Source organism: Streptomyces sp. NPDC015144 (assembly GCF_043079735.1).
Taxonomy (GTDB): Bacteria; Actinomycetota; Actinomycetes; order Streptomycetales; family Streptomycetaceae; genus Streptomyces.
Genome location: NZ_JBIBUU010000009.1, coordinates 61796 through 76072, shown reverse-complemented (window position 1 = coordinate 76072; position 14277 = coordinate 61796). Strand labels below are relative to the sequence as shown.

Genomic DNA, 14277 nt, shown 5'->3' with positions numbered 1-14277 from the left:
GGGAGGTGACGACGGCGGGTAGGTGACGACGGCGGGGAGCGGGTCGGCGTGAGAGGCCGTCACCGGGGAGGGCGGGGCGATACCGCCGGATGGCCCTCGTGCGGGTTCGCCCCGGCGGGGCGCGGCGTTGACTGACGGTGGCGGCACAGGGCGGCGACGGTGATCGCCCGCCCGGACCCGCCGCCACTTTGCGAACGCCGAGGAGGCCCCGTGTCCCCGTCCCGCCCGCCGGTCCACCGGCGCACCCCGCCCCCCGCCCGCACAGGTCTGGGCATAGGCATGGGCACCTGTGCCACCGCCCTGCTCCTCCTCACCGGCTGCGGCACCACTCCGCCCGACAGCCCCGCCGCCACCCGCCCCGCCGTACGGCCCGGAACCGCGGCCTCCCCAGGCGTCGGCGGCCCACCCGGCCGGGCCCGCGTACGGGCCGCCCCCGTACCGCACGCACCGCGCGCCCACCCGCGCGAGATACCCGACCTGGGCCCCAGGACCCGGGCCGGGATACCGGCGGACTCCCGGCAGGCCCTCGTCGTCACCGGCGACGACTACGACTCCAGCCTCTCCACCGCGGTGCTCTACACCCGCGACGACCCGGCCCGGGGCTGGCGCCCCGTCGCCGGCCCCTGGCCCGCCCACAACGCCCTGGACGGCTGGACCGACCGCCATGAGCAGGGCGACCTCCGCTCCCCGGTCGGCGTCTACGGCCTCACCTACGCGGGCGGCCTCCTCGCCCCGCCCCGCACCGCCTTCCCCTACGACCACAACCCGCTGTTCACGGTCGACGGCGAGGGTTTCGACGGCGAACCCCTCGAAGGCGCCTTCGACTACGTCGTGGCCATCGACTACAACCGCGCCCCGCGCACCTCCCCCCTCGACCGCACCCGCCCGCTCGGCGAGGAACGCGGCGGCGGCATCTGGCTCCACGTCGACCACGGCGGCCCCACCCAGGGCTGCGTCTCCCTCCCCGCCGACCGCATGCGGGAACTCCTGACCGCCCTGGACCCGGCGAAGAAGCCCATCGTCGTCATGGGCGACGCCGAGGGCCTGGAACGCTGAACCAACAACGGGTCACGGACCGGGCCCGTACGCTGATGGCAGCCCGTTTCCGTACCAGGAGGCTGTGATGACCGTGGTTGAGGAGAATGTGCTGACCCAGGAGGTCTTCGAGGACCTCGCCCGCCACGCCATACGCGCCGAGGAGGCACTGCGTCTGGAGTTCGTGAACGGGAAAATGGGGGTCAAGGCAGTGCCGGACGGGGACCACGGGCGGATCATCGCCTGGCTGACGCAGATCTGTATGCAGTCGGGGCCCGGCAACTGGCTCTTCGCCGAACAGGGCCTGCGCATTGAGACGTACCGCAGGGGCAACGCCCGCCCGGACGGCTCGCTCGCCCCGCTCGACACCTTCGTCGGCCAGGGCGAATGGGCCGACCCCGACGGCGTCCTGATGGTCGTCGAGGTGACGTCGTACGACGAGGACACCGACCGCCGGGACCGGGTCGAGAAACCGCGCGCGTACGCCGAGACCCGCATCCCCGTCTACCTGCTCATCGACCGCGAGACCTGCGAGGTCAAGGTGCACTCGCAGCCCGACGGGGTGCGGTACGAGTGCGTGGTGACGGTGCCGTACGGGAAGACCGTCGAACTGCCCGACCCGGTGGGCATCGAGCTGGACACCGAGCCGCTGAAGAACTGGGTCCGCTGACCCACGCCGAAGGGCCGGACCCTCTGCCGGGTCCGGCCCTTCGCCGTGCTTCCACGGGGGTGAGCGGCCCTACGCGGGCTTCTCCTCCAGGCGCGGGAACAGCACCGCGCCCTTCGTCACCGTGGCGCCCGCCGGGAGACGGCCCCAGGTGCCGGCGTCCTGCACGCGCTGGTCGGCCAGGGCGCCCAGGGACGCCTCGGCGCCCAGCGAGTCCCACAGCTTCTGCGAGGTCTCCGGCATCACCGCGTTCAGCAGCACCGCGACACCGCGCAGCGACTCGGCGGCCGTGTAGAGGATCGTCGCGAGACGGGCCCGGCCCTCGGCCGAGTCGTCCTTGGCGACCTTCCAGGGCTCCTGCTCCGTGATGTAGCCGTTGACCTGCTTCACGAAGTCGAAGATCGCCAGGATGCCCGCCTGGAAGTCCAGCTCCTCGCCGATCTTCTCGTCGGCGGTGGCGACGGCCTTCGCCAGACCCTCCTGGACGGCCTTCTCGGCATCGCCCGGGGCGGTGGCCTCCGGCAGCTCCCCGCCGAAGTACTTGCCGACCATGGCGGCGACGCGCGAGGCGAGGTTGCCGTAGTCGTTGGCCAGCTCGGAGGTGTAGCGGGCGGCGAAGTCCTCCCAGGAGAACGAGCCGTCGTTGCCGTACGCGATGGCGCGCAGGAAGTACCAGCGGTACGCGTCCACGCCGAAGTGCGAGGTCAGGTCCTGCGGCTTGATGCCGGTCAGGTTCGACTTCGACATCTTCTCGCCACCGACCATCAGCCAGCCGTTGGCGACGACCTTGCCGGGCAGCGGCAGCCCCTGCGCCATCAGCATGGCGGGCCAGATCACCGAGTGGAAGCGGAGGATGTCCTTGCCGATCAGATGCACGTCGGCGGGGAACGTCGCGTCGAACTTCTCCTGGTTGGCGCCGTAGCCGACCGCCGTCGCGTAGTTCAGCAGTGCGTCGACCCACACGTAGATCACGTGCTTGTCGTCCCACGGCACCGGGACGCCCCAGTCGAAGGTCGAGCGGGAGATCGAGAGGTCCTGGAGGCCCTGCTTGACGAAGTTCACGACCTCGTTGCGGGCGGACTCGGGCTGGATGAAGCCCGGGTTCTCGGCGTAGAACTCCATCAGCTTCGGGCCGTAGGCGCTCAGCTTGAAGAAGTAGTTCTCCTCCTTGAGGATCTCCACCGGCTTCTTGTGCACCGGGCACAGCTTGACGCCGTTCTCGTCCTCGATGAGGTCGCCGGGGAGCTTGTACTCCTCGCAGCCCACGCAGTACGGGCCCTCGTACCCGCCCTTGTAGATGTCGCCCTTGTCGTACAGGTCCTGCACGAACTCCTGCACCCGGTCGGTGTGGCGCTTCTCCGTCGTGCGGATGAAGTCGTCGTTCGCGACGTTCAGGTGCTCCCAGAGGGGCTTCCACGCCTCCTCGACGAGCTTGTCGCACCACTCCTGCGGGGTGACGCCGTTCGCCTCGGCCGTGCGCATGATCTTCTGACCGTGCTCGTCCGTGCCGGTGAGGTACCACACCTTCTCGCCGCGCTGGCGGTGCCAGCGGGTGAGCACGTCGCCTGCGACGGTCGTGTAGGCGTGGCCCAGGTGAGGAGCGTCGTTGACGTAGTAGATGGGGGTCGAGACGTAGAAACTCTTCACGTCGTCGCCCCCTTGCTTCTCGGATCCAGTGGCCGCCATGGTCGAAATCCTAACGGCCCCCGGGAGACCGGATCACACCGATAAACCCTCCCGGGGGCACGGAGACCTTTGCGAAACAACCCTTCCCGTAGCAAAGACGCATCCTGGGAGGGAGTGGACACGCATGCACGAGGCAGGGGACATCACGATGCGGGTACTGGTCGCCGAGGACGAGGAGATACTGGCGGAGCTGGTCGCCACCGGGCTCCGCCGGGCCGGCTTCGCCGTCGACACGGTGTACAGCGGTGACGCCGCCGTCGCCTACCTGGGGCTGCACGACTACGACGTGGTCGTCCTCGACCGCGACCTGCCGCGGGTGCACGGCGACGACGTGGCGCGCGGACTGGTCGCCTCCGGCTCCCGGACCAGGATCCTGATGCTGACCGCCGCCGTCTCCATGGAGGACCGGGTCGCCGGGCTCGACCTCGGCGCCGACGACTACCTGGGCAAGCCGTTCGAGTTCCCCGAGCTGGTGTCGCGGGTCCGGGCGCTGCGCCGCCGCAGCGCCCGGCCGGTCCCGCCGCAGCTGGAGCGGCACGGCATCCAGCTCGACACCGTGCGCCGCACCGCCGCGCGGGACGGGCGGGAGCTGGACCTGTCGCCGAAGGAGTTCTCGGTGCTCCAGCTGCTGCTGGAGGCGGACGGCGCCACCGTCAGCGCCGAGGAGCTGCTGGAACGGGCCTGGGACGCCAACGCCGACCCCTTCACCGGCGCGGTCCGGGTCTGCATGAGCAAGCTGCGCGGAAAGCTCGGGGAACCGGCCCTGATCCGTACCGTGCAGGGCGTGGGGTACGCCCTGTGAAGCGGCTGGCCGAACGGTTGGCCCACCGGCTGTCCGGGGTGGAGCACTCCCGGATCCGGGCCCGGATCGCCCTGGTGTACGGCGGGGTCTTCCTGATCCTCGGCACGGCCCTGCTGACCACCGTCAACCTCGCCTCCCGCGCCGGTACGGACTCCCGGGCGCGGGACATCGCCCGTACCGCGGCCGTGGTCCAGCCCGGCTACGCGGTGAACGGCCCGCTGATCACCCGACGCAGCCTCGGCCCGCCCACCGTCTACGACCTCACCGACAACGTCAGCGACGCGGCCGGCCACCAGCTGATGATCTGGTCCGTGGCGGCGCTGCTGGTGATGACGGCCTGCGCGGTCTGCGTGGGCTGGTGGACGGCGGGGCGGGTGCTGCGCCCCGTCCACGCCATGACGGCGAAGGCGCGCCGGCTCTCCGAGCACAATCTGCACGAGCGGATCGCGTCCAGCGGCCCGGACGACGAGCTGAAGGAGCTGGGCGACACGCTGGACGCGCTGCTGGCCCGGCTGGAGAAGGCGTTCGACAGCCAGCGGCGGTTCATCGCCAACGCCTCCCACGAGCTGCGTACCCCGCTGGCCACCCAGCGCGCCGCGATCCAGATCGGCCTGGACGACCCGACCCCGGAGGACCTCGTACGGACCCGGCAGACGCTCCTGGACAACAACCGGCGCAGCGAGCGGCTGATCGAGGGACTGCTGGTGCTGGCGCGCAGTGAGCGCGGGCTCGCGGACGGCGAGCGGGAGGTGGTGGACCTGGCGGGCGTCGTGGAGGAGGAGGCCGCCCGGCATCCGGGTCGCCCGGGGCGCCCGGACGTGCGGGCCGACACGCACTTCTGCGTGGTGCGCGGCAACCGGATGCTGCTCGCCCAGCTGGTGGGGAACCTGCTGGCCAACGCCGTCACGTACAACGTGCCGGGCGGGACGGTGGACGTGTCCCTGGTGACGGCCGGGGGCGGGGCGCTGCTGGACGTGCGCAACACCGGGCCGGTGGTCGGCGCGGCGGACATCCCGGGGCTGTTCGAGCCGTTCCGGCGGGGCGAGGGCAAGGACCGGATGGGGCGCGGTTCGGGGCTGGGCCTCTCGATCGTGCGCTCCATCGCGGTCGCGCACGGCGGTACGGTCACGGCGGCGCCGGGCCCGGAGGGCGGGCTCGCCGTGACCGTACGGCTGCCGGTGGATCAGGCGCCGGTCTCGCCCGACCCGGCGGCGGAGCCGGTCCCGGCGTCGCTCTCGGTGTCGGCGTCGGCGTCGCGGGCCGCGAGCCAGGCGGGGAACGCGGCCAGTACCTCCCGGTAGAACCTGGCGTCCGGGACCTCGCGGGGGGCGTGGCCGGCGTGGAAGAACCCGGCGTTCGGGGCGTCCAGCTTCCGCAGGAAGTCGAAGCCCTTGCCGTCCTCCTCGCCGAACGCGACGAACTGGAAGAACAGCGGCAGCCGCGCCGCGTCGGCCAGCGCCTGCCGGGCGGCCTGCTTGGCGTCCGGCGGCCCGTCCGTCTGGAAGACCACCAGGGCGGGACCGGTGGCCCCGGAGCCCTCGTAGTGCGCGACGACCGCCTCGACGGCCGCCTGGTAGTTCGTACGGCCGAGGCGGCCGAGGCCCGCGTTCAGCTCGTCGATCCGGCCCTCGTGGTCGGCGAGGCCGACGGTGGCGGTGCCGTCGATGTCGGTGGAGAAGAAGACGACGGGGACGGTCGCCTCCTCGTCCAGGTGCGCGGCGAGCGCCACCGTCCGGTCGCCCAGGTGCTGGGCGCTGCCGTCCTTGTAGAACGGCCGCATGGAGCCGGAGCGGTCGAGGACCAGGTAGACGGTGGCGCGCAGCCCGGTCAGCCCGTGCGTCTTCAGCCCGGACTGGGCGGCCTTGTACGCGTCGGCCAGCCCGGGAGCGCGCGACTTCACCTTGGCGAGGGTGAGTGCGGGCTTGGTGGAGGCGGCGGGGGCGGGGACGGCTGCGGGGGTGGTGGGTGCCGGGGTGGCTGCCGGGGCCGGGGTTTCGGGGGTGGGCTCGGGGGCGGGCTCCTTCACGGGCTCGGTTCCGGCCTCGACGGGTGCGGAGGCCGGTTCCGGGGTCGGGACGGCCTCCGGCTCGGGGGTCGGTTCCGGGGCGGCCTCGGCCTCGACGGGTGCGGGCGCGGGCTCGGCTGCGACGGGCGTGGCCTCGGCCTCCGGCTCGGGGGTCGGTTCCGGCTCGACGACGGGTTCCACGGCCTCGGGCTCTTCAGCCTTGGGCTCCTCGACCTCGGGCTCGTCCGCCTTCGGTTCCTCCGCCTTCGGGTTTTCGACCTCGGGCTCCTCAGCCTTCGGTTCCTCAGCCTTCGGCTTCTCAGCCTCGGGCTCCTCGGCCTTCGGCTTCTCCGCCTTGGGCTCCGTCGACTCCGGCTCCGGGGCCGAGCCCTGGGCCGGGACCGTGGCGAGGGACGGCCGGTCGAAGGCGGCCGCCACTAGGTCCGAGGCCACGTCGCCGGAGCCGACGACGCTGTCGTCACCGCCGGAGCGCGGTGCCGCCGGGGCCGGTACCGAGACCTTGGCGGCCGGCTCGTCAACCGTGGCCGTAGCCGTAGCCGTAGCCGCATCGGCGGTCGTGCCGGCAGCCGTGTCCTCAGCGGGCCCGGCCGCCGCCTTCGCTTCCGCCTTCGGCTCCGAGTCCGTGGGCGCGGTGCGTTCGGTCTGGGGCGGGACCGTTGCCGTCGGTGCGTCCTGCTCCGCGCGGTCACGGCCGAACACCTTGCGCAGCAAGCTCCGAATGCCCATGGGCGAGGCCTTTCGCGTCAGTTGGGTGAGGGAAATGTCCGACCTGCTGGAATTGATCCCTGGCCAGGGCGGATACGTAAGGTTAGCGGCCGGATCCGGCCCTTCGGTGGTGCGGCTCTCTGGACAAGTCCTGTGCGTATGGCGTGCGGGCCTGATGTGCGTCGGTCAAATCTGCTCATCCGGTCGTGAGATGCGTTGTTAACGTGACCGCGCGGTGTGTCCGATCCAAATGCGGGCACACCGTTGTCCGTTGTTCGAGAGCATCCCCAAGAAGGGCCTCCACGTGGGAAAACCAACCCGTAGAACACGTTTTGTCGTCTGTGCCGCAGCGGCCGGAGCGATGCTTTCCGGTCTTGTCCCCGCCGCCGGTGCGGTGGCCTCCCCGGTCTCCGGAACGCCGTCCTCGATCCGGGCCGCCGAGGACCCCGCGACGCCCACCGAAGGCATGCCGGACGACGGCTTCGAGAACGAACCGGAGTCCGAACAGGACGACTTCGCGGGAGCGGGGACGGGAACGGGCGCCGGGGCCGCGACCGCCACCCCCGCCCCGAGCGCCGCCGCCCTCGCCGCCGCCCCCGTTCCCGGCCGGGCCGGGGACTTCAAACTGGTCACCGGCAGCGACATCTCCGGCCTCGTCACCAAGCTCGACGCCGCCCTGCCCAAGCAGGGCCTCACCGAGCTGATGGAGCAGGCCAACCGCCCCGCCGGCTGGGAGGGCGCCTGCGGAACCGCCGGTATCTACGGCCCCGACCTGGCGGTCAACCACCGCGTCTGCTGGAAGAGCGACGACGCCACCTCGTCGGAGTGGGTGCCGCAGGCCATCACCGGCGTCTCGGACGCGCAGGAGGACGAGGACTGGGGCACGTCCAACTCCGACCCGATCGCCGTGGCCGCCTACGACGCGGAGAACCCGGGCCGCAGCGACTACGCCTCGGGCGCCGGCAACTGCCTGGCGAGCCCGACGACGGACGCCTGCAACGAGAAGGGCATCCGGGTCAGCTTCTTCAACCAGGCGACCCAGATGTACCGCCATGTCCTGCTGGTCTGGCCGTACATGAACTCCAAGGACCACATCTCCTTCGACGCGCTGCACGCCCGCGAGGGCAAGTGCGTCGGCACGGTGACACCGTCCTGCGCCGCCCAGAACGGCATCCACGCCGGTGGCATGGTCTGGTACGGGAACTACCTGTACGTCGCCGACACCGCCAACGGCATGCGCGTCTTCGACCTGCGCAAGATCATGGACCTCAACCCGGACAACAACGCCGACGTCGACGACAAGACGCCGGACGGCCTCACCAGCAACGTCGTCGACAAGCGGCGCATCGGCCGGCAGAACAACGTCTGGTACGGCTACGGCTACCGCTACGTGATGCCGCAGGTCGCCACGCTGAAGTTCAGCACCGCCAAGAACGGCGGGACCACCAGCGGCAACCAGTGCTACGCGACCGGCCGCCCCAAGGCCTCGTACATCTCGCTGGACCGCACCGGTACCGACCACCTGATCCTCGGCGAGTACTGCAACACCAACAACGGCGGCACCAGCCCAGGCCGGGTCGGCACGTACCCGATGACGGCGCTGACCGCCGCGGTCGAGGGCGCGCCCGGCACCGTCGCCGAGGCGGACCTGGCGTACGGACTGCCCGCCGGGGGCACCTTCAACGGCGAGGCCCTGTGGCACAAGATCCAGGGAGTCAACCGGTACGAGGGCAAGTGGTACTTCCACCGCAGCAACGGCTACAGCAACGGCCGGCTGCTCCAGGCCACGCCCGGCACCGTCGACGGAACGTCCCAGCTCGTCGGCAACGCGAAGACCCTGGCGTCGTCGTTCGGACCCGAGGACCTCTACCTGGCGCACGGGCGCGGCGACGGCTTCGCACCGCAGCTGTGGTCGCTGAGCGAGCACGCGCCGAGCAGCAAGTGCGGGGCCTGCAAGCGCGAGGTGTACAGCTACAACATGTCCGAGGTGATCAGCGACTTCGGCTGATCCTCCCGCCAGGGGGTCCGACGTTCTAGAGTCGGACCCATGGTTTCCGGTGAGGCGCCGCAGGCGGAGGGCAGTGTCCGGGTCGATGCCTGGATCTGGTCGGTCCGGCTGACGAAGACCCGGTCGCAGGCGGCCGCCGCCTGCCGCGCGGGACATGTGAAGGTCGCCGGCGAGCGCGCCAAGCCCGCCCAGTCGGTGCGCGTCGGCGACGAGGTACGGCTCCGGCACGAGGGCCGCGACCGGATCGTGGTCGTGTCGAAGATCGTGAAGAAGCGGGTGGGCCCGCCGGTGGCGGCGGAGTGCTACGTCGACAACAGCCCGCCGCCACCGCCGCGCGAGGCGGCCCTCCAGATCCCGGTACGGGACCGGGGCGCGGGCCGCCCGACCAAACGGGACCGGCGCGAGATGGACCGCCTGCGCGGCACCGGCACCGGCCCCGGGCAGTAGGACGTACGGGGCTCAGAGCACGATCACGGTCTTGCCGCGAGCCCCGCCCGTCCGGTTCCGGTCCAGGGCCTGCGGGGCCTTCTCCAGCGGGAGTTCGGCGTCGACGGGCACCCGCAGCACCCCTTCGGCGGCGCCCGCCGCCAGCACGTCGAGCAGGACCGGGCTGGGCTCCAGCCGGAAGTCGATCCCGGTCACCCCGGCGGGCAGCGCGGCCCCGGCGGCGACGCCCCGGGTCGTGACGGCGACCCCGCCGCGCCGCACCGGAGCGGCCCGTTCCGCGAAGGCGTCCGGGCCGTCGGAGACCAGGTCGATCACGGCGTCGACGCCGTCCCGGCAGCTCTCCCGTACCGCCGCGTCGAGCGGGCCCGCAGTGGTGTCGACCGTGGCGGCGGCGCCCAGCTCCGTCATCCGCCGCCGCTCGTCGCCCCGCACCACGGCGATCACCCGGATGCCTCGGGCCGAGGCGAGCTGGGTCAGATAGCTGCCGACACCGCCCGCCGCCCCGATCAGCAGCAGCGTCTCGTGGCCCCGCAGCGCCGCCGTCTCCAGCAGTTGCGCCGCGGCCATCCCGGCGGACGGCAGCGCGGCGGCGGCCCGCAGGGAGAGGCCGGGCGGGACGGCGGTGACGGCGGAGTCCTGCGGGACGGACAGGTACTCGCAGTAGCTGCCGCCGCCGGTGGGGTTCGGGCGGGGGACCCGGCCGAAGACCTGGTCGCCGACCCGGAAGCGGTTGCGGCCGCTGCCGATCATGTCGACCCGGCCCGCGAAGTCCACGCCCACCACCATCGGGAACACCTGCGGCACCGGCCCGTCGCCCGATGCGCCCTCGGGCGTCTGCCAGTCGGACGGGTTGAGTGCGGCGTACTGGACCCTGACCCGCACCTCACCGGCGCGCGGCTCGGGCTTGGGCAGCTGCACCAGTTCGGGGTCGGCCCGGAACGCGCCGACGGCTATGGCTCGCATGCGGAAGACCTCTCGCTCGCCCCCGGTCCGGCAGTCACGGAAACCACTCTTCCCCGGCCCGCCCGTCACCGCATGTCGACGCCGGGGCCCCGGGTTTTCCCGCCGCCGGAGCGGCTCCGCCGCCGCACCAGCACCGCACCGACCACCGCCACCACCAGCCCCACCGCGAGCACCGTCCACGCGGTCGTGCGCAGCGAGCCGGTCAGCGCGTCGTACACCGCCGCCGCCCCCGCCGTCTCGTCGCCCGGCACCTCGGACAGCACCCGGCCCCGGGCGACCGCCACCACCGCGCGCAGCACCAGCGCCCCCAGCGCGAAGCCCAGCCCGGTCCACGCGAGGGCGGCCAGCGCGGCGGTCGGGGAGCGCCGGTGCCCCGGACCGCCGCCCCGCGCCCAGGCCCCGGCCACCGCCAGGACGGCCAGCAGCACGGTGGCCACGGCCGGCCACACGCTGCCGCCGCGCAGCAGCCGGAAGGTCTGGCGCAGCTGGTCGGCCCGGTCGGCGGAGATCAGGGTGATGTCGGTGTGCTGGACCGGGACGCGGTCGGCGAACGGCACCCCGTTCTCCTCCAGGTTCCGTTTGACCTGCTCGGTCACGGGTGCCAGGTCGATGGTGACGGCCTCGCCGGTGCTGCCGTCCAGGGCGGCGGTGACGGCCTCGTGGGCGGTGCGGTTGGCGGTGGTCCAGGCGTCCCGGAAGGCGTCGGTGGTGGTGAAGGAGAGGACGGCCTGGTGGAGGAAGTTCCGTGCGGCGCCCTGGAGGGGACCGGCGTCGATCTGGCGCATCGCCCCGTCGGTGATGAGGTCGGCGACGGTGTTCCGGACATCGGGGTCGTCGGCGAGCGGGGCGACCGCGTCGACGTAGCGGTCGGTGTTGTCGATCTCCAGGTCGACCCAGGCGGAGAGCGCGCCGACCGGGACGAGGACGGCGAGCAGCACCACCAGTACCGCCGAACAGGCCGCCGAGAGATACGTCCGCACCCTCCCAGGGAATCGCGTGGCCGCCCGGGACGCCCCGGGCCGTACGCCATCCGAGTTGCCGGGTGCCCCGGTCGGGTGTGCCCTGGAGGGGACAGGAGTCACGGAAGGAGAACTCCGCATGTCCACACACGCAGCAATGCCGACGCGCGGCCGGACGGGATCGCGGGTCCAGACACGCGGGCACAGCGCGCTCTCCTGGGCGATCCCCGTCATCCTGGGCGGGGCGTATGGTCTGTACGCCTCGTTCATCCTCCGCAACCACGGCGCGACCGGCTACCGCCAGTTCTGGTACGGACTGATCACCGCGGTGGTGCTGGCCGTCCTCTGCTTCGCGCTCGGCCGGGTCCAGCACCGGATGATCCCCCTGTTGCGCGGCCTGGCCTACGGGCTGCTGACCGCGGCGGCGATCGGGCTGCTGGTCGGGCTGACCGGATCGAGCGTCCTGCGCTCCTCGATGCTGGGCCTTTCGGTCGGCCTCGGCATGTTCATCACGGCGTTCTACCTCTTCTACACCCACGAGCAACAGACGTAGCTCCCCCGGGACGACGGAGCGGGCCCGTACGCCACGGCGTACGGGCCCGCTCCGCGTTCCGCGGTCAGGGGTGTCAGTCGCGGACCACCGTCACCGGGCACGGGGCGTGCTGGGTGACGTGGAGGCTGACCGAGCCGAGCAGGGTCGCCTTGAAGCCGCTGTAGCCGCGCGCCCCGACGACCAGGAGATTGGCGCCCCTGGCCCGGTCCAGCAGGGACTGGGCCGGGTTGCCGATCACCACGACCTTGCTGACCTTCGCCGCGCCCTCGGCGCCCAGCGCCTCCTCCAGCGTCTCGTTGAGCGCCACGGTCGCCAGGGCCTGGGGGTCGAAGTCCTCCGGCATGCCGGGCATCATCGACGCCCAGCTCGTCGCGGGGTACTCCCAGCTGTTGACGGCCTCCACCGTGTCGCCGGTCAGCTCCGCCTGGCGTACGGCCCAGTGCAGAGCCTTGACCGACGACTCGGAGCCGTCAACGCCCACCACGATCCTGCCCATCACTGCCTCCAGCTCGGTTCGGCTCAGTGCGCATCTTTCGGTGCAACTCTAATCAAACCGGGCCGTTGTGCGGGGTGGGGGGTCAGTCCAGGCGGAGGTCGGCGAGCTGCTGCTCGAACGGCACCACCTCGTCGTCGAGCCCGGGGGTCCTGGACGCCCCGGAGGCCGCCCGCCCGCCGGTGAGCGCGGCCGCCAGTTCGCCCCCGGCCCGACGGATGCGGGAGGGCAGCCCGTCGGTGTACTCGTCGCCGCCCGAGCCCCAGTCCTCCGACGCCGCGTACACGGACGTCGGCAGGACGGTGGCCCGCAGGTAGGCGAAGAGCGGACGCATCGCGTGTTCCAGGACCAGCGAGTGGCGGGCGGTGCCGCCGGTCGCCGCGATGACGACGGGCTTGCCGGTCAGCGCGGTGTTGTCGACCAGGTCGAAGAACGACTTGAACAGCCCGCTGTACGAGGCGGTGAAGACGGGCGAGACGGCGATCAGCCCGTCCGCCTCCACGACCTCCTTGATCGCCGTGTCCAGGGCGGCCGGCGGGAAGCCGGTGACCAGGTGGTTGGCGATGTCCACGGCCAGGTCGCGGAGGTCGATCACCCGGATCTCGACGGGGCGGTCCTGCTCGGCGAGCAGCCGCTCACGGGCGGCCCCGGCCAGCCGCTCGGCCAGCAGCCGGGTCGAGGACGGGCTGCTCAGCCCGGCCGACACGGCGACGATGCGCACGGGCTCGGTGGCGAACACGGTGGTCACGGTGGTCAGCTCTCCTTCGTGGTCGGTGCGGCGGCGCGGGCGGCGGCGACGGCGGGGTGGACGGGCGCGGAGTCCGGGCCCCCGGCCGGGCGCAGCGCGGCGAACTCCTTGCGCAGCACCGGCACGACTTCCTCGCCGAGGAGGTCGAGCTGCTCCAGGACCGTCTTGAGCGGCAGTCCCGCGTGGTCCATCAGGAAGAGCTGGCGCTGGTAGTCGCCCACGGCGTCACGGAACGACAGGGTCCGCTCGATGACCTCCTGCGGCGAGCCGACCGTCAGCGGCGTCTCGCGCGTGAAGTCCTCCAGGGACGGCCCGTGTCCGTAGACCGGCGCGTTGTCGAAGTACGGGCGGAACTCCCGTACCGCGTCCTGCGAGTTCTTCCGCATGAACACCTGGCCGCCGAGGCCCACGATCGCCTGCTCCGCGGTGCCGTGCCCGTAGTGGGCGTAGCGGCGGCGGTAGAGGTCGACCATCTTCCGGGTGTGCTCCATGGGCCAGAAGATGTTGTTGTGGAAGAAGCCGTCGCCGTAGTACGCGGCCTGCTCGGCGATCTCCGGGGAGCGGATCGAGCCGTGCCAGACGAACGGCGGGACGCCGTCCAGCGGGCGCGGGGTCGCGGTGAAGGACTGGAGCGGCGTGCGGAACTTGCCCTCCCAGTCGACGACGTCCTCCCGCCACAGCTTGTGCAGCAGGGCGTAGTTCTCGATGGCGAGCGGGATGCCCTGGCGGATGTCCTTGCCGAACCAGGGGTAGACCGGTCCGGTGTTGCCGCGGCCCATCATCAGGTCGACGCGGCCGTCCGCGAGGTGCTGGAGCGTCGCGTAGTCCTCGGCGATCTTCACCGGGTCGTTGGTGGTGATCAGCGTGGTGGACGTGGACAGGATCAGGTTCTCGGTGCGGGCCGCGATGTAGCCGAGCGTGGTCGTCGGCGAGGACGGGACGAACGGCGGGTTGTGGTGCTCGCCGGTCGCGAAGACGTCCAGACCGACCTCCTCCGCCTTCTGCGCGATGGCGAGCGTGGCCTTGATCCGCTCGTTCTCGCTCGGGGTCCTGCCGGTCGTCGGGTCGGTGGTGACGTCTCCGACGGTGAAGATGCCGAATTCCATGGCCCGCCTCCAGAAACCTAGTTTCGTTGAACGTTGAACTATCTGAACACACCCTACAACGGGGAGCCCCCCCGACCTA

14 protein-coding genes are annotated in these 14277 nt (G+C 72.0%); 7 read left to right on the top strand and 7 right to left on the bottom strand.

Annotation, left to right across the window (positions count from 1 at the left end; all coding sequences use genetic code 11):
- Nucleotides 1–279 precede the first annotated feature (279 nt).
- Complete coding sequence (locus ACF08W_RS17430) at nucleotides 280–1056, top strand: hypothetical protein (RefSeq protein ID WP_392279837.1); 777 nt, start codon at nucleotides 280–282, stop codon at nucleotides 1054–1056.
- A gap of 67 nt (nucleotides 1057–1123) precedes the next feature.
- Nucleotides 1124–1705 (top strand): Uma2 family endonuclease, encoded by a 582-nt coding sequence (locus ACF08W_RS17425; RefSeq protein WP_385202996.1) that lies wholly within the window; start codon nucleotides 1124–1126, stop codon nucleotides 1703–1705.
- Nucleotides 1706–1774: 69 nt separating this feature from the next.
- Here the strand turns inward: ACF08W_RS17425 and metG are convergent, their stop codons facing one another.
- On the bottom strand, nucleotides 1775–3388 hold the full coding sequence (gene metG, locus ACF08W_RS17420; RefSeq protein WP_352274157.1) for a methionine--tRNA ligase: 1614 nt from the start codon (nucleotides 3386–3388) through the stop codon (nucleotides 1775–1777).
- A gap of 148 nt (nucleotides 3389–3536) precedes the next feature.
- Here metG and ACF08W_RS17415 point away from each other — a divergent pair, with 148 nt between their 5' ends.
- Entirely contained in the window at nucleotides 3537–4190 is a 654-nt protein-coding gene (locus tag ACF08W_RS17415; RefSeq protein WP_352274235.1) for a response regulator transcription factor, read from the top strand.
- Nucleotides 4187–5491 carry a sensor histidine kinase gene (locus ACF08W_RS17410; RefSeq protein WP_392279746.1) on the top strand — a complete coding sequence of 435 codons (1305 nt, stop codon included), beginning with the start codon at nucleotides 4187–4189 and terminating at the stop codon, nucleotides 5489–5491. Before ACF08W_RS17415 ends, ACF08W_RS17410 begins: the two co-directional genes overlap by 4 nt.
- Here the strand turns inward: ACF08W_RS17410 and ACF08W_RS17405 are convergent.
- The gene (locus tag ACF08W_RS17405; protein ID WP_392279745.1) at nucleotides 5374–6942 is read right to left on the bottom strand and encodes a VWA domain-containing protein; all 1569 of its coding nucleotides are present in this window, start codon (nucleotides 6940–6942) and stop codon (nucleotides 5374–5376) included. The two genes, ACF08W_RS17410 and ACF08W_RS17405, sit on opposite strands and share 118 nt — an antisense overlap.
- Before the next feature lie 340 nt (nucleotides 6943–7282).
- On the opposite strand from ACF08W_RS17405, the gene ACF08W_RS17400 reads away from it, so the two are divergent.
- Complete coding sequence (locus tag ACF08W_RS17400; RefSeq protein ID WP_392279744.1) at nucleotides 7283–8929, top strand: hypothetical protein; 1647 nt, start codon at nucleotides 7283–7285, stop codon at nucleotides 8927–8929.
- A gap of 39 nt (nucleotides 8930–8968) precedes the next feature.
- On the top strand, nucleotides 8969–9376 hold the full coding sequence (locus tag ACF08W_RS17395; protein WP_385203010.1) for an RNA-binding S4 domain-containing protein: 408 nt from the start codon (nucleotides 8969–8971) through the stop codon (nucleotides 9374–9376).
- A gap of 12 nt (nucleotides 9377–9388) precedes the next feature.
- On the opposite strand, the gene ACF08W_RS17390 is transcribed toward ACF08W_RS17395, so the two are convergent.
- Together ACF08W_RS17390 and ACF08W_RS17385 are read right to left on the bottom strand one after the other, a co-directional pair.
- Complete coding sequence (locus ACF08W_RS17390; RefSeq protein WP_352274162.1) at nucleotides 9389–10339, bottom strand: NADP-dependent oxidoreductase; 951 nt, start codon at nucleotides 10337–10339, stop codon at nucleotides 9389–9391.
- Between the two features lie 65 nt (nucleotides 10340–10404).
- Nucleotides 10405–11319 carry a hypothetical protein gene (locus tag ACF08W_RS17385; protein WP_392279743.1) on the bottom strand — a complete coding sequence of 305 codons (915 nt, stop codon included), beginning with the start codon at nucleotides 11317–11319 and terminating at the stop codon, nucleotides 10405–10407.
- Nucleotides 11320–11437: 118 nt separating this feature from the next.
- Here ACF08W_RS17385 and ACF08W_RS17380 point away from each other — a divergent pair, with 118 nt between their 5' ends.
- A complete protein-coding gene (locus ACF08W_RS17380) occupies nucleotides 11438–11851 on the top strand; it encodes a hypothetical protein (protein WP_385203016.1) in 414 nt (137 codons plus the stop codon).
- Between the two features lie 73 nt (nucleotides 11852–11924).
- On the opposite strand, the gene ACF08W_RS17375 is transcribed toward ACF08W_RS17380, so the two are convergent.
- The 3 genes from ACF08W_RS17375 to ACF08W_RS17365 all read right to left on the bottom strand — a co-directional run bounded on the left by ACF08W_RS17375 (nucleotide 11925) and on the right by ACF08W_RS17365 (nucleotide 14198).
- Nucleotides 11925–12347, bottom strand: coding sequence for a universal stress protein (locus tag ACF08W_RS17375; protein WP_352274165.1), 423 nt, complete (start codon nucleotides 12345–12347; stop codon nucleotides 11925–11927).
- A gap of 82 nt (nucleotides 12348–12429) precedes the next feature.
- Nucleotides 12430–13083 (bottom strand): FMN reductase, encoded by a 654-nt coding sequence (locus tag ACF08W_RS17370; RefSeq protein ID WP_392279836.1) that lies wholly within the window; start codon nucleotides 13081–13083, stop codon nucleotides 12430–12432.
- A 14-nt stretch (nucleotides 13084–13097) separates the two neighbouring features.
- A complete protein-coding gene (locus tag ACF08W_RS17365) occupies nucleotides 13098–14198 on the bottom strand; it encodes an LLM class flavin-dependent oxidoreductase (RefSeq protein ID WP_392279742.1) in 1101 nt (366 codons plus the stop codon).
- Nucleotides 14199–14277 lie beyond the last annotated feature (79 nt).